Source organism: Rhodococcus sp. MurmanLake-1 (assembly GCF_056945715.1).
This window is the reverse complement of the sequence record NZ_JBWZNF010000003.1, coordinates 631,717-646,529: the sequence shown is the minus strand read 5'-3', so window position 1 is coordinate 646,529 and position 14,813 is coordinate 631,717. Positions and strand designations below refer to the sequence as shown.

Below are 14,813 nucleotides of genomic sequence, written 5' to 3'. Positions count from 1 at the left end.
AGGAACCGTCGTCAATCACGACGCCGGGCACAGTGACCGCGGCAACTTCCCTGCCGCACTCCTTCTGGATTCCCGGCGCCGCCAACGCATCAAAGCTCACGTACTGGTCCACGGGACCGCTGAACCAGCCCGCGTTGAGTACGGGCGCGCTCTTCCTGCCCCCCGGCGATCCACCCGACGGCGGCTGGCCGGTCATCTCGTGGGCTCACGGCACTGTAGGTATTTCCGACCAGTGCGCTCCCACCGTGACCGGGACCGTCGGCAGTCCGTACCTCACGAACTGGCTCTCGCAGGGCTACGCGATCGTCGCGACCGACTACGTGGGGCTCGGCACGCCGGGAATCCACGCGTACCTGGACGGACCGTCGGCGGCGCACAGCGTGATCGACATGGTGCGTGCCGCGCGTGCGGTCGAACCGTCGCTCTCACCGCGGTGGTTGGCACTCGGACAGTCTCAGGGCGGGCAGGCCGCTATGGTCACGGCAGCGATCGCCACACGGTACGCACCCGAATTGGACTATCGGGGCGCGGTCGCGACCGGGGCGCCGTCCAATCTGGAGAACCTTGCACCACTCGTGGGGCCGGACTTTCCCCGCTTGCCACTGACCGGCAGCACCGTGTTCGTCTCGTACCTCTTGGCCGGACTCCGGGCGGCGCGACCCGATCTCGACATCGATCGCTACCTGACACCACGCGGCACGGATGCCCTGGCCCGAGCCGAAACCGACTGCTACCAGGACATGGCATCGGGCCTCGGCGACGTCACGATAGGCGATCTGGTGAACCGGCCCCTCGACGATCCCGCGGTGCTGGCTGCTGCTCGCGGCATGCTGGAGATCCCGACGACCGGGTACGACCGGCCAGTGTTCCTCGGGCAGGGGCTGACGGACGAGATGGTACCGGCACCGCTGGCTTTGAAACTCGCGGCCGAACTCGCCGCCAACCGCCAGCCAGTCACATTCCGCACATATCCGACCGGTCATATCGAGACGATGCGGGCAGCGCTCCCCGAAAGCCTCTCCTTCGTCCGGAATCTCTTCCAGCCGTAGGCGAATTCACGCGTTTGTCGCATGGCTGGCAGGGGTCCGCTTGCGGCTCGCGATCTCGTCGGAGAGCTGCTGCACGTGGGCGGGGTCCGCGTCCCTGGCAAGGGCGACGTAGTGGTCCATGACGGCCGGCCGGTCGCGCACGGGCAACGTCTGTCCCGGGGCGAGTCGTGTCAGTTCGGTGATCGTGAGGTCTTCGTCTGCGATACCGCGGAACGAGATGCCGTCGGAGGTCTCCACGTCGAACATCAGGACCGCGCGTGGATTGCTGTTGACCTCCCGCCAGTCGACGAGAACGCCAAGCGCAAGCGCCCCCGTACGTAGTTCCGCACTGCGCTTGCGTGCATCACTGCTCATGAGCGGGTTCGGGGCGACGCCAGGAAAGTCGGGCCCGACGCCGAGCGATTCCCGACTCAGGTCAGGCCGGAGCTTTGACATCACATCGTCGAGCGTCATCTTCGAATCGTGGCGCTTCTTCTTCCAACCGAACATCCTGCCCCCTCACCTCGGTGCCGGAATCTCGGCCTGGCGCTTCGCTCTGACCGCGATTGTATGTCGCGGTCATTCCCGATCTCCGTCACATCGTCCCGTCGCGATGGGGTCGCCGTCTGCGGTCGTGGACGGGCTCGGTCAGGGCACCTGTCTGTCGGACGAGTCATAGACCAGGAACCGTTGTCAGTTGGATCATCTACTGTATTCGCCTGCTCGGCGGTCCGGCCACCTGCGGTGTCCACGCGAAGAGAAATTCGCTGCGCTCCGCGATGACCTTTCCGCAGCACTGGCAGGCCATGATCGAGCACCACGAGACCACGCCCGAACAGACCTACACGTGGGCAAATTGGATAAAAACTAAGGCGCCACAACAAAACCCGACGCCAGTCGAGATTCGGCCGACTCCCAAGCTGGGCGCTCCGGAGCGAAAACTAGCCGACCTCGACACCACCAAGTTTCACATCCACTGGCGCCCCGATGCCGATCACCAAGACGGTTTCCGGCGGATTGAGCCGCTACTGTGCAAAGAGTCGGAAACGGTCGTCGCGAATGGCCGCTGCCACTTGTTGGGCACTCTGTTCTTCCTCGTCGCCCGACGTGTCCAGTACATGATCATCGAGCTCGCCGAGGTCGGAGAACTGATCCCACATCGAGAGGATTGGCCCCTCGTCGATCAAGGCGCTTGGCGCGGTTCGGGCTTGGGCTCGCTTCAGCGTGATGTCGCGCTGCGGCCGGAGCACGATGTAGTGGACCACCAAGTTCGGGTGCTGTGTCGCGTGAGTTCGGAAGTGAGGGAGCATCCACGGCCCGATGATTCCGTCGATCACCGTGGTGAAGTCGCCGCGAGCATACGTATAGGCGGCGCCGGCGATCACATCCATGACAGTCTGGTTCTGCGCATCGGACGTGGGGTCGTACGGAGGTATCGCGCCCGAAACGATGCAGTGCCAGAAGTCGTCTGTGTGCAGATGAACGCCTTTGCTGTAGCCGCGGGCAAGTTTCGCGGCGAGGGTCGACTTCCCTGCCCCTGGTGGGCCGGTCAGAATGATCACTTGTGCGCTCACGCACCACAACCTATCCCTATCTCGACGGCTGAAGCACCCGATTTTCCCGGCCTAGGTCCAGTGTTCTCGCCGAACGACGCGGCGATGTCGTGCGAAGCGTCGCCGCCGTCGTGCTCGCGGTTTGGCCGCGAACATTTCGGTCCCGAAATCGCACTCCGAGTTGGCCCGCGCTGGCAATTCGCCGCCATGCACCCGGATCGTGCGTTCTCGTGCGGGTAGTGCAAGCAGGGCGGGGCGGAGGTTTCGTGGTTGTCGACGCCGTCGAAGTCTCCTATGGCATCTCCGATGGAGATACGTCCAACCCTGGGTCAGCATCGCCGGAAAGTCGAGTATGGTCCGGTCATGGGCCGACTCACAGAACTACTCAAGTCCGTAAAATCACTCGGATCGCGCAAAGACACCGCCGCCAAGCAGGAAAAACGCGCACTCGATCGGTGGGAAAACGAAGGCGGCCCTGTCGCAGAGGATCCACGACAACGCTGACCCCGGACGAGTGCCAGCGCGCCTGGACCGATCAACCCAGCCAGAATGGGCCGCAACTACCCGATCGGCGCCGGCAGCGCAGACCTCGACGCACACGGAAGTGCAACAGACGTTTTCGACGGCTGAGTTCGGTCGCACTACGTCGTGGGCAGTGACGAATCCCCGTGGTGACCAGTGGCTATGACGACCACCTGAACAACAGCGTCTTCAGGCATCTCGGGGTAGTAGTTGACCCGGAGTTGTCTTGCGAAATTCGTCATGTCGGTGCCGGGTGGCTGGTGAGCTGCTAGCGGCGACAGATGAGCGAGATCGTACGTTTCTACAGCAGTGACCTGTCCTGCAAGGGGGCGGGCGGTCGGGTGATTGTCGAAGATGAAAATTGCCGGCCCTTCGTGTATGCCTTCGCGCCAGCGGACGGTGGAAACTTTCGCGCCAGAAACCACTGCCGTGTAATGCTTCTGATGAAAGTGCACGGTTTGAGCAGGAGCGCAGGTCGTCATGTTCGCATTGTCCACTAAGCACGGCCAGCACCAAGGCGGTCCTACCCTCGATGGCGGCGGCCGAAAGCGTGGCCTTCGCGCCCCCGCAGGGTCGGCCGGCTTTCCCGGCAGGCATCGCCGCTCAGGGACTGGTCGGTGGAGCGGAGGGAATCCTCCTCCGTCTCCAAAGTCACGTCATAGGAGGCCTTCTGAACCTCGGAGTACTTCTGGTGCGAGGGCTCGAGCGTCGAGCACGAGAGTGGAAGCCGCACGACAGCGTGTGGATTTGGTTGTCATCTGGCTCCACCCGCATCTAACCCTTGGGTTCTAGTGCTACGACTCCTGTCATCCGCGGTGCCACGTTCTCACCGGAAACTGCGCGGTTAGAGATCGGCAGTCGCTGCTGAAGTGACGAAGAGATGGTCGAGTGCCCAGACTTCGATGCCCCCTCCAGTGTGGGCGGAGGGGGGCATCGAAGTGACGAAGGTGTCGGAGAGTAGCTAGATCAGTTCCCGATCCTGAAGAATGAGCTGGACGACAGAGGTCCGGAGCTCGCGCTGGACGTTCAGGGGAGTCGCACCGCTTCCGGTCGTTGGAGTGGAAGTAGTTCTACCGCAAGGAAATTGAGTGAGTAACTCGTTTACTGGTAGAGGCGGAGAGCAGAACCGTTGAGCGTTTTACCGAATGAGAGCCCGGCCTTGTTGAAGTACAGGTTCGTGATCGCGTCGGCAAAGGTCACAGCAGAAGCCGATTTCACGATCTCCGACTCTGCGTCGGCCCAGGCATCACAGGCTGCTTCGCCAGTCAATCCGGAGGCCTTTGTTACTGCTGCGTCGTATGCGGGGTTGCTGATAGACGAGAAGTTCTTACCGGCTGCGGGAACGGGTCCGCTGAAGTATCCGGTGAACGTGCTCGGGAGCGAAGAATTGATCTGGATCCACGCGATGTCCCACGCGGTGTTGTCCTTACCGCTGAGAATGATGTCGATGATCCGGTTTTCGTCGCCACCTGTCACCTCGACGTTTGCACCGAGTTGGGTCCACGCCGACTGCGCGAGTTCGGCTGCTGCATTTCGCGGATCGTCGACACCGTCGTAGACGAGGCGCAGGTTCAGCGGCTTTCCGTCCTTGCTTCGCTTGCCGTCTACGTTGGCGGTCCAACCAGCGGCGTCCAGGGTTGCTTGTGCCGCACTGAGATCGAACTCGGGAAGATTGGCGGTCACAGAGTCGTATACGCAGGCGCGCGGTTCGACGGCGACGAGACTGGTTGCCCGAATCCCGTTTCCTGCGGTGACGACCTGAGCGAGGTCATCGAGATTGACCGCTTGGATCAGTGCCGTGCGGACGGCGGGATCGCTGGTCGGGTTGGTTGCTGTCTGATTGAAGTACATCTGACCGGCCGACATCGGTCGTTTGATCGAGGTAAAATTGGCGGCCTCGATTCGGCTCTTGTCCGGCCCGTCGATCGGTGCTGCGTGGAGTTCGCCCGACAGAAGCTGGTTCGCGGAAGTGCTGACATTCGTTGCTACTGAGGCGATTACGGTCTTGGGGACACCTGGTGTGTCGGAGGTGGTGCCGTCGGGCCCCCAGTTGTAGCCCTCGCGGCGCTCGAATGTGTAGTGACTGCCGGCGGCGATTTCGGTGACTTGGAACATGCCGGTGCCGAGCGAGGCTTTGTTCGATGCCGTCGGGTCCTTCACTCCGGCCTCGCACAGGATCGGGAGGCGCCCGACATTAAGGAGCAGGAACGGGCTGGGAGCCGCAGTGTTCACCGTGACGGTACGCGTAGCGGGGTCAGCGGTCGCCGATGCACCGGTAGGGACAACCGAGCCACGCAACCGTGAACCGTTGTCCGGATTGGCGACGAAGTTGATGTTGTCCGCGACGGTCTGGGGGGTCAACGTGGACCCGTCGGTACAGGTCACGCCTTCACGGATGGTGAAGGATGCAGACGTCGGGGTTTCATCCCACTTTTCTGCCAACCACGGTCCGACTTTGCTGGTATCGGGATCCTGGTAAACCAGGGAGTCGTAAGCCAACCGCGAAATCTCGCCGGTAGCAGGGGATGCCGTCATGACCGGGTTGAGTGCGCCTGGATCGGCCTCCAGTGCAAATCGGAAGGTTCCGTCAATGAGGGGGTCACCGCCGCCGGGGCCCGAGGACGTGCCTCCCGAGCCGCAGGCGGACAACACGAGAGCGAGCCCTGCGGCCGCTGCAAGTGTTGGATAGGAGCGGTGTTTCATGGTGCCTCCGTGATGGAGCCGGGGCCCGAGCAAAAAGATGAGGGCGCGGTTAAGTATTGACCGCTAAATCTTGACGCATGACGTGACGCCCATCTCAGTCGATTCTCACAAGAATCCGGTCGGTTTTTGTCCGTTCCCACGAGAATTGAATTGACAAGTAATTACCTGTCGACAATCGGGCAGCGACCGGTGAAACAGGCGGGTTAAGTCGGTTGCCGCCGCCCGCTGGTAGAGGTGCGAGACAGAAGCGACCTATATGGAAATGAAGATTTCTGCATGGGCGTGGACCTGAAACAGAGTCGCATCGAGCCAGCGGTCGCGAATTCAGGGCGGCGGCGTTACACGAGCGCGGAATACGAGCCACCGTCACCGAGAACAAGGCAGTTCGAGTGGGATTTCATTTCGGTGTTCGACCTCAAATATGTCGGATAAGCCCTAGTCCGTAGGTAAAAGGTTTGGCCCCAAGTCTGTTGGTAGATTCCATTGGTCGTTGCAACATATCGGCGGCGGTGCGGGAGTCATGATCACGCGACGAGCAAGCGTTCGAGTACGCGCAGTGCCGCGGACGTGGAGTCGGTGTGCGCGTTGTGGGCGAGCACCCATCGGTCGACTTCCGTGAGGACGGCGATCAGTAGGTGTAGTTGAAGCTCCAGGGGGGTGTCGAGGTCAATCTGGCCGAGGTCGCGGCCTCTTTCGAGTGCGTGTGTGAGCCAGTTCGTTATCGAGTGGCGAAGAGCGTCGAGCGTGGGTGAGGGCGGGACGTCGGCGGCGTGAAGCAGGCGTCCGGCAATCTGGGTGCGTGGGTCCGAGGTGGCGGCGATCTGGAGTTGATCACCGAGTTGACGTATCTGCGGCCAGAAGCTGTGCTGATCGAGTGAGTCGATGTTCGGTGGTGTCACCGCTGCGCGCAGCGCGTCCATTCCGGCTTCCACGGCGCGCTCGAACAGTGTCGTCTTGTCCCCGAAGTAGTGGTAGAAGGAGCTCTTCGGGAATCGCGCCTCGGCCAGGATCGAGTTGAGCGAGGCCCGCTCGAAACCGTGTGTTGCGAATGCGACGCCGGCGGCATCGAGTAGCGCGCGAGAGCGCGCCGGGTCCAACGGTCGTGCGGGACGCGCCATCACGTTTCCTCCATCTCATTGTTGCCGGCTATCCGAGGTGGCCCGACGTTCCCATTGTCCAGGTGGGCCGACAGGACCTCCTTTGGCGTGTCGAAGTCATCGCATGGCAGTACTGTATTCTTGGACTAGGCAGTACATGAATGGAAGGGGTGCACGTGGAAGCGCAGACCGTACTAGTTGCCGGGGCGACGGGGTATATGGGTAGGTACCTGGTGCGTGAGCTCCATCAACGCGGCTATCGGGTGAGGGCGCTGGTGCGTTCACGCGATCGCGCGGAGGGCTCGGGGGCGTTCGGAGCTCCATCTCTAAGCGGCCTGGTAGACGAGTGGGTGATCGGAGACATCGGCGATCGCAGTACGATTCCAGATTTGTGTCACGGTGTGCACCGGGTGGTTTCAGCGTTGGGTGTGACGAGGCAACACGCTGACCCCTGGGACATCGATTTTCAAGCAAACTTGCGTCTGCTGCAGTTGGCGGAGCTGGACTCGGTGTCGTCGTTTCTGTTTGTCAACGTCATGCATGTCCACGAGGGCACCTCGATGGTGATGCGGTCGAAGGCGGCGTTCGTGGAGGCGCTGCGGCGGAGCGAGGCGGCTTCGCAGATCGTCAATCCCTCGGGGTACTTCTCGGACGCTTCCGAATTCCTCGACATGGCCCGTCGCGGCCTTGCGTTCGGCCTCGGTGCCGGAACTGCGCGACTGAACCCGATCCACGGCGCCGACCTCGCAGCCTTCTGTGTCGACCGACTCGGGGACGAGTCCGGTGAGTGGAATGTCGGTGGCCCGGACATCTACAGGTATCGCGACATCGTGGACTTGGCGTTCGCCGCGGTGGACAAGCGGCCCCGAATGGTCTCGGTCCCTGCCGGATTCGTCCGGCCTGTCATCTGGACCGCGGATCGCCTGGGGCCGCGCCCGTCGTCGCTGGCTCGATTCTTCATCGAAGGGCTCCAACGTGAGTCGGTGGGCGAGCGGACTGGCACTCACCGTCTCTCCGACTACTTCCGCGACCTCGTGTCAGCGGATCAGGAATCGTAAGTGGCCCTTCGCGCAGCGTATGACACTGCCAAGCCCTCACTCTGAGTAGTGCTGAGCCGTGCCTCGGGTGGTGAGGCACTATCGCCTTCACACGATTGGAGCTGCGGAACAGGACATTTTCGCGGAGAAACTTTCGCGGGGATAAACGAATCGATCCTGGTCGAACCCATGAGGGGAAACATGACTATCTTCTTCGACATCATGCTCGTACTCTGCGTCGTCTCCATAATAGTGTTTTCTGGATACGTCCTTTATCGCTTGGTGACAGACGAATCGAACCTGCGATAGCCAGTCGCTTCGACGTGTGGGTGCAGCGGGGCCGATCGTCCTATAGATCCGCACCATCGCAATGGATTTCAGGGCGAGCCTCGCACGCAAGATGTGATATTCGCGAGTTTCGCCTGAATATAGGCACGCAGCACTTCTTTCTGTGCGATCTTCCCTGTCTTTGGTCGAATTCTATGAAGCGGCTCGGTTGTTGGCATCGTGCGGGCGGCACGCGGCCGGTCTCCGGATGCGCGTTCCTGCGCAATTTACGGTCGATCGGCGATGATCATACGATCACTCTCGTTCAAGTAGGGTCGTGACTTTCAGGACCGAGCGAACATCAGTTCATCCGAAGCGGAGGATCGATTTTGTCGTCCGGCCTGGTCAGGCAGTGCGTTTTCGCCACGTGATAGAGCTCGGCGGACAGGACGGTGGTGAACGCGGCCGCCGATGCGCTGTGCCCTTCGAGACGCGATTTGACGGTGTTCTTGCCTTCGGTCATCAGCGCATGAAGATCAGCGGACTCGCTACGAGGGACGTTGATTGCGCCCATCAACTTCGGGGACGCCAACGGCTCGAGCAACCGGCACATGCGCTGACCACGTCGTCGGAGGAGTCGGACTTCGAGTCCGACGCCCGGCCGTTCGGCGTGCCAGTCCGGCAGATCCCTTTGCAAGACGGTGCGCACTAGTTTGACGTTGCCGGAGGACGCCCAGATCCGCAGGTCCATCAAGTCCTTGTCCTTGACGGCCGCGGAGTAGGGGTAACCGCGCATGAGCATTGCGGTTTTCCGTTCCAGTAGCCGGCGCTGCTGGTGTCGTCCATCGGCATGGCCTGGACCATCCCTCTGCTCGTCGTTTGCCGCGTCAACCGACGTGGACGTGTGGCCGTCGGGACTGGTCGGGTTCGGCTCGGCGGAGAACCTCACGGGTCACCGGAGCGGTTTCGCCCTCACCGATGAAGAGGAATCGGAGCAGGTACATGATCGGGTTTCCCTCGGTCCACTCGAAGTAGACGTCGGGAATCACGCCGGTGATGTCTCTCGTCCGCAGGAGAACCGCCGCAATGGTGTTGGGGACGGCAGGGCTGTCGACCCAGAGGATCCGGTGCTCACCGCGCTGTCGTCCGTGGACGAGGAGATCGGTGCTGAATTCGGAGGAGTCCGTGACATTTACTTCGATGAAGATGATTGACTCCGCCTCCGGGATGTTGCTTTCGGCGCGCTGCTGCGATTCCTTCTGCCGATACTCGTCCTCGTCGAGACGATCGACGTCGTGCGCCACCATCGCGAGGTAACCCTTCTCGGCTGCCTCGGCGATGAATCGCAGTGCAGTCTCGTCGAATTCGACAGAGGTTGCCCGTAGTTCGAAGGCTCGCGAGATCCGGGAAAGGAAGGACACCACCATGATCGCGGCGATGAAAAACGACGCCACTTTCACACCGTCTGGACGTTCGAAAATGTTCGCGATCGTCGTGTAGACGAACAAAACTGCGACAAAACTGAACCCTACGAACAGTTTTCGCTGACCGTGCTTGCGGGCGGACAGGGCAACGGCGACGGTCGCCGACGAGATGAGCACGAGGACACCGGTTGCGTACGCGGAACTCTGAGCGTCGACACCGGCGTCGAAGTAGATCGTGACGGTGATGGCGATGACGCTGAACACGAGGACCAGCGGACGCACGGCGCGGGCCCACGACGGCGCCATGCCGTAGCGGGGGAGATACCTCGGAACAAGATTGAGCAACCCTGCCATTGCCGACGCACCGGCAAACCAAAGGATGAGGATCGTGCTGAGATCGTAGACGGTTCCGAAGATCTCACCCAGATAGTCGTGCGCGAGGAAGGCAAGCGCGCGACCGTTGGCAGCGCCTCCGGGTTGGAACTCGTTTTCTGGGATCAGGATGGTGGTGACCAGGCTCGACGTCAGCAGGAATCCGCTCATGATCAGCGCCGCAGTGGTGAGCAGGCGCCGTGCGCCTTTGATGCGGCCCCGTGGATTCTGTTCCGTGTCGTGCGGATCGCCCTTGATCTGCGGCATGACCGCGACGCCGGTTTCGAAGCCGGACAGACCGAGAGCCAACTTCGGGAAGACGATCAGCGCGATCAGGATCATCATCGCCGGGTTTCCGTGCTCGGTGGTCATGGCGCGCGTCCAGTCGGTGACCAACGACGGCGCGGTCGCGATGTGCCACAAACCTACGGAGATGACCACCACGTTCAAGGCGAGGTAGACGGCGACCAATCCGACAGCGATACCGATAGCTTCGGTGAATCCGCGGAGGAATACCGCGGCGAGGAGCGCGAGCAGAACAAGGGTGACGGCGACGGTGTGTCCGGAGAGAAAGGTTGGAGCAAAAGGATTCTCGACGAGGTGCGCCGTGGCATCGGCGGCCGAGAGCGTCATGGTGATGAGGAAATCGGTGGCCGCGAATCCGAGAAGCACGAGAACGAAGATCTTGCCGCGCCACTTGGGCAGCAACTTCTCGAGCATGGCGATCGACCCCTCGCCATGCGGGCTCTCGCGAGCCACTCGCCGGTAGACCGGGAGCGCACCGAACAGCGTCAGCAGAATCAACACGACTGTCGCGATGGGAGCCAACGTGCCGGCCGCCAGTGCCGCGATACCGGGTTGGTAACCGAGAGTGGAGAAGTAATCGACACCCGTCAGGCACATCACCTTCCACCACGGGTGGCGCTTCTCCTTCTTCGGCGCCATCCGGTGTGGCCCCAGATGTCCGGCTGGTTCCTCGGTGATGTCCGCGAGCAGCCAGGCCTCGGTGCGTTGTTTCACAGACGGAGCCGTGTTGTCGGCCGGGACCTCGTTGTCGGCTGCGGTCACCACGGCGTCACGGCTTCAGATAGACATCGTTGAGCGTGACCGTCCGCAGGTTCCGGCTTCGGATGATGTCCACCAGTTGCGGATACACGTGGGTCACGGGCAGATAGTTGAGGTGTCCGATCACTATGGCCCCCGGATTGAAGTACTGGTTCGCCATCTGCAGGATGTACTCCTCGGTGATCAACGAAGAATCCGACAGCGACCCGTACCAGAGGGTGGGCACGGTGTAGCCGACGCTCGCGGCCACGGAATCGACTGTCGCGTTGTGCCTTCCATACGGCGGCCGAAAGTACGGCGCCGCGTCCACCCCGTAGGTGTTGCGCAGGAACGTGCCGTTCTTCGTCAGCTCGTCGGCGATCTGCTGCTTCGACACTGACGTCAGATCCGGGTGCGAGTAGGTGTGATTGCCGAGCTGAATTTGTCCGCTCTCGACAAGAGGTCTGAGAAGTCCGGCGTTTTCGGTCCACGAGTTGTATTGCCCGTTGACGAAGTACGTCAAACGGATGCCGGTGTCTTTTGCGAACTGTGTGTAGAGGCGCACGACTTCGGAGCTGGCTCCGTCGTCAACCGTCAGGGCAAACAGATCCCCGCCGCCGGGCAGGGCGGTCAACGATCCGCCGGCGGGCAGCGGCACCCGGGCAGACTGCGGTGGAGGCGGCAGCAAGGCAGGCGGGAGATTCGGAACAGCGGCAGGGTCTGCTGGCTCGTCGGCTGCGGCGACCGCCGTCCCGACCGAACGTGACGAACAAGCGGTTCCCATGGTCACCGCGGCGGTTCCGGTCAGAGTTGCTGCTGCGAGGGCACTGAGGAAGCGTCGGCGGTCCACAGGGCGGAGCCTAGAGCAGATTTGCCCAATTCGGACTTCATTCTCAGCGTTCTTTCAGCGAATGACCAGCTGTGTCCGGTATCGACAGGTTCTACTCAGGAACGGTGGATAGCGTGTCGGCCGTGGAACCGCGACCTCGACACTCGGCAACCAGGCACAGGCGTAGGCGTCAACCGCAGCGGTCGACGCTCTCGGTAGGGCGCAAGCTGGCGGCGGCGTCCCTGTCGACGACGATTCTGGTGGGCGTCGGAATCGGGTGGTACGTGCAGTCGGATCTGACGTCGGGGCTGTACCGGTCGGATGCGCTCTCCGCCCTCGGCGACGACGCCGGCAGTTCACTCGACGGGGATACCAACATTTTGTTGATCGGGCTCGACAGCCGCAAGGCGATGGACGGCAGTGACCTGCCGGCAGAGTTCGTCACCGACAAGTTGCACGCAGGGGACAGTGATGTGGGTGGGTACAACACGAACACGCTTATCCTGCTCCATGTTCCGGGCGATGGTGGCAAGGCCAGTGCGGTGGCAATTCCACGCGACGATTACGTCGCGGTACCCGGCTATGGAATGGCCAAGATCAAGGAAGCCTACGGAATGGCGAAGGCTGATGCGGACGCCAAACTCGTAGCGGACGGTGTGACGGATCCTGCTGCACGAGAACAGCAAGCGCGTGAAGTCGGTAGGCGGTCGACACTGACCAGCGTGCAGAATCTGCTCAAGGTTCCGATCGATCACTTTGCCGAAGTGAACCTTATGGGCTTCTATGACGTCGTCTCGGCTATCGGCCCCGTTCAGGTGTGTCTCAACAATCCGGTGCAGGACGATTTCTCAGGCGCCAACTTCCCGGCCGGGGTTCAGACTCTCGATGCGTCACAGGCACTTTCGTTTGTCCGTCAACGCCACGGCCTGGACAACGGGGACTTGGATCGCACCCACCGGCAGCAGGCTTTCATCAGCGCGGTGATCGCCAACTTGAAGGGCTCCGGCGTCATCGGAAACATTCCGAAGATGACGGCACTGGCCGACGTGGTGAAGAAGGACGTGGTGATCGATTCCGCCATGGATCCCGTCCGATTCGCTTCTCAGGCAAGCGCTCTCGCGGGTGGGAACATCGACTTCTACACCCTGCCCATCGAGGGATACGAGACCGTCGACGGCCAGGACGTCAACATGGTCGATCCGGCGCGTCTGCGTAGCGAAGTGTCGCGGATCTTCGCGGGAGGTGACTCGGCATCTGCACCTGCGATGGACACCGCGATCTCGACCGGGAACGAAGTTGTGGACATCCGCAACGGAACCGCGACGGACGGGTTGGGCGCCGCGTTGGCAGCGGCGATGAAAGCGTCGGGAGTCGAAGTCGGAGAGGTGAGCACCGCAGCTGCGACGGCAAAGTCGGTGGTCAGCTATGGAGTCGGCGCCAAAGCCGTCGCAGAGGCGCTGGCCGAGCAGTTGGGCGTGGCCGCAGTGCCGAACGAGCAGGCAGCGGCCGAATCAGTGTCTGTACTGATCGGTGAGGACAATGCGCAGACCGTGTTCTCGGCCGCTCCGGCGCAGTCGGACTCCTCGGTATCCGCCGGCACAGTTCCCGATACGGGAGCGCAGGGATCACCCATCCGAGCCGACGCGAATGGCGGCATCCCCTGTGTGGACTAACTCTCAGGTAATTCGCACGAAACTCACGCTGACTTCTTCGATCTGCGGGTCTACATTGGAGAAGTCGAACTCAGTCGGGTACTTCACCTTTGGGGTACCTGACTGAGATTGCGTAGTTGAAAGGATCACCGACATGGCTACAACAGCAGCGGTACAGAATCCGACACGCTCACGTGCCAGGACCATGTCCTTGTCCGAGTACGTGGCCGAGCATCCGGCGCAGCGCGTTTTCCCACCGACCAGTGAGCGGGCGGCCAGGATGGCGATGCTCATCATGTTCGCCCTGATGGCCGTCACCCTCGTCGTACTGGTACTTGACGAGGCAGGAATCTTCGGATGAAGGCAGCGGTCTTCGGCTGAGCCCGACCTTTAGTTACTCTTGAGTAATGACTGAACAGAAGAGCTGGAATGCGTTCACCGTCGAGCGCGAAGACAACATCGCCCAGGTGACGCTGATCGGGCCGAGCAAGGGCAACGCGATGGGGCCGGATTTCTGGAATGAACTCCCCGAAATCTTCGCCGACCTCGACGCCGATCCCGAGGTGCGTGCAATCGTCATCGCCGGTTCCGGCAAGCACTTCTCGTTCGGACTGGACCTGCCGGCGATGAGCGGTGAATTCGGTGCCGTCCTCGCGGACAAGGCTCAGGCAGGTCCGCGCACCAAATTCCACGACATGATCAAGCGCATGCAGTCGGGCATCAATGCCGTCGCAGACTGCCGCAAGCCCGTCGTCGCAGCTGTTCAGGGCTGGTGCATCGGCGGCGGCGTCGACCTCATCACGGCGGCGGACATCCGCTACGCAAGTGCCGATGCCAAGTTCAGCATCCGCGAGGTCAAGGTCGCGATCGTCGCAGACATGGGCAGCCTCGCGCGTCTGCCCGCGATCATCGGTGACGGACACCTGCGTGAATTGGCTCTGACCGGCAAGGACATCGACGCAGCGCGCGCCGAGAAGATCGGCCTCGTCAACGACGTTTTCGAAGATGCCGACGCGGTACTGGCAGCGGCGCGCGCGACCGCCAAGGAGATTGCGCTCAATCCGCCGCTCGTGGTCCACGGGATCAAGGACGTGCTCGATCACACCCGCAGCGCGAGCGTGAACGACAGCCTTCGCTACGTCGCAGCCTGGAACGCGGCGTTCCTGCCTTCGCAGGATCTGACCGAGGCCATCACCGCCGTCTTCCAGAAGCGCCCGCCGGTCTTCCAGGGTGAGTAGGAACTGCAAGGGCGAGTAAAAACAGCACAAAAATCCCCGCACATCTT

Annotated in this window: 13 protein-coding genes; 5 read left to right on the top strand and 8 right to left on the bottom strand. The window is 61.9% G+C overall.

The features are described from left to right. Positions 1–1,049 (top strand): lipase family protein (locus tag AC2ETI_RS12885; protein ID WP_483634003.1); only part of this gene is annotated, 1,049 nt, incomplete at its 5' end. A 6-nt stretch (positions 1,050–1,055) separates the two neighbouring features. Here AC2ETI_RS12885 and AC2ETI_RS12880 read toward each other — a convergent pair. The 5 genes from AC2ETI_RS12880 to AC2ETI_RS12860 form a co-directional block, all read right to left on the bottom strand. Then, on the bottom strand, positions 1,056–1,538 hold the full coding sequence (locus AC2ETI_RS12880; RefSeq protein WP_483634002.1) for a hypothetical protein: 483 nt from the start codon (positions 1,536–1,538) through the stop codon (positions 1,056–1,058). 515 nt (positions 1,539–2,053) lie between these two features. After that, positions 2,054–2,602: an AAA family ATPase gene (locus tag AC2ETI_RS12875; RefSeq protein ID WP_483634001.1), complete on the bottom strand. Its 549-nt coding sequence runs from the start codon at positions 2,600–2,602 to the stop codon at positions 2,054–2,056. 620 nt (positions 2,603–3,222) lie between these two features. After that, the gene (locus AC2ETI_RS12870; protein ID WP_483634000.1) at positions 3,223–3,585 is read right to left on the bottom strand and encodes an ASCH domain-containing protein; all 363 of its coding nucleotides are present in this window, start codon (positions 3,583–3,585) and stop codon (positions 3,223–3,225) included. A gap of 619 nt (positions 3,586–4,204) precedes the next feature. Next, on the bottom strand, positions 4,205–5,806 hold the full coding sequence (locus AC2ETI_RS12865; RefSeq protein ID WP_483633999.1) for an ABC transporter substrate-binding protein: 1,602 nt from the start codon (positions 5,804–5,806) through the stop codon (positions 4,205–4,207). A 524-nt stretch (positions 5,807–6,330) separates the two neighbouring features. Beyond that, on the bottom strand, positions 6,331–6,924 hold the full coding sequence (locus AC2ETI_RS12860) for a TetR/AcrR family transcriptional regulator (protein ID WP_113682057.1): 594 nt from the start codon (positions 6,922–6,924) through the stop codon (positions 6,331–6,333). A 155-nt stretch (positions 6,925–7,079) separates the two neighbouring features. Between AC2ETI_RS12860 and AC2ETI_RS12855 the strand changes: the two genes are divergently transcribed. Continuing rightward, on the top strand, positions 7,080–7,961 hold the full coding sequence (locus AC2ETI_RS12855) for an SDR family oxidoreductase (RefSeq protein ID WP_133727755.1): 882 nt from the start codon (positions 7,080–7,082) through the stop codon (positions 7,959–7,961). 607 nt (positions 7,962–8,568) lie between these two features. Here AC2ETI_RS12855 and AC2ETI_RS12850 read toward each other — a convergent pair. The 3 genes from AC2ETI_RS12850 to AC2ETI_RS12840 form a co-directional block, all read right to left on the bottom strand. Beyond that, positions 8,569–9,009: a hypothetical protein gene (locus AC2ETI_RS12850; RefSeq protein ID WP_483633998.1), complete on the bottom strand. Its 441-nt coding sequence runs from the start codon at positions 9,007–9,009 to the stop codon at positions 8,569–8,571. 85 nt (positions 9,010–9,094) lie between these two features. Continuing rightward, positions 9,095–11,074: an amino acid permease gene (locus AC2ETI_RS12845; RefSeq protein ID WP_311094318.1), complete on the bottom strand. Its 1,980-nt coding sequence runs from the start codon at positions 11,072–11,074 to the stop codon at positions 9,095–9,097. Between the two features lie 4 nt (positions 11,075–11,078). Continuing rightward, positions 11,079–11,897, bottom strand: coding sequence for a polysaccharide deacetylase family protein (locus tag AC2ETI_RS12840; RefSeq protein ID WP_483633997.1), 819 nt, complete (start codon positions 11,895–11,897; stop codon positions 11,079–11,081). 122 nt (positions 11,898–12,019) lie between these two features. Here AC2ETI_RS12840 and AC2ETI_RS12835 point away from each other — a divergent pair, with 122 nt between their 5' ends. From AC2ETI_RS12835 to AC2ETI_RS12825, 3 genes are all read left to right on the top strand, one after another. Further along, the gene (locus AC2ETI_RS12835; RefSeq protein WP_483633996.1) at positions 12,020–13,549 is read left to right on the top strand and encodes an LCP family protein; all 1,530 of its coding nucleotides are present in this window, start codon (positions 12,020–12,022) and stop codon (positions 13,547–13,549) included. A gap of 133 nt (positions 13,550–13,682) precedes the next feature. Beyond that, positions 13,683–13,889 carry a hypothetical protein gene (locus AC2ETI_RS12830; RefSeq protein ID WP_124568973.1) on the top strand — a complete coding sequence of 69 codons (207 nt, stop codon included), beginning with the start codon at positions 13,683–13,685 and terminating at the stop codon, positions 13,887–13,889. Positions 13,890–13,935: 46 nt separating this feature from the next. Further along, a complete protein-coding gene (locus AC2ETI_RS12825) occupies positions 13,936–14,766 on the top strand; it encodes a crotonase/enoyl-CoA hydratase family protein (RefSeq protein ID WP_021333819.1) in 831 nt (276 codons plus the stop codon). Positions 14,767–14,813: the final 47 nt, after the last annotated feature.

Excerpts from the sequence above, each read along its gene's own strand:
- AC2ETI_RS12880 (WP_483634002.1), bottom strand. The coding sequence starts at position 1,538 with ATGTTCGGTTGGAAGAAGAAGCGCCACGATTCGAAGATGACGCTCGAC.
- AC2ETI_RS12870 (WP_483634000.1), bottom strand. The coding sequence starts at position 3,585 with ATGACGACCTGCGCTCCTGCTCAAACCGTGCACTTTCATCAGAAGCAT.
- AC2ETI_RS12865 (WP_483633999.1), bottom strand. The coding sequence starts at position 5,806 with ATGAAACACCGCTCCTATCCAACACTTGCAGCGGCCGCAGGGCTCGCT.
- AC2ETI_RS12860 (WP_113682057.1), bottom strand. The coding sequence starts at position 6,924 with ATGGCGCGTCCCGCACGACCGTTGGACCCGGCGCGCTCTCGCGCGCTA.
- AC2ETI_RS12850 (WP_483633998.1), bottom strand. The coding sequence starts at position 9,009 with ATGCTCATGCGCGGTTACCCCTACTCCGCGGCCGTCAAGGACAAGGAC.
- AC2ETI_RS12830 (WP_124568973.1), top strand. The coding sequence starts at position 13,683 with ATGGCTACAACAGCAGCGGTACAGAATCCGACACGCTCACGTGCCAGG.
- AC2ETI_RS12825 (WP_021333819.1), top strand. The coding sequence starts at position 13,936 with ATGACTGAACAGAAGAGCTGGAATGCGTTCACCGTCGAGCGCGAAGAC.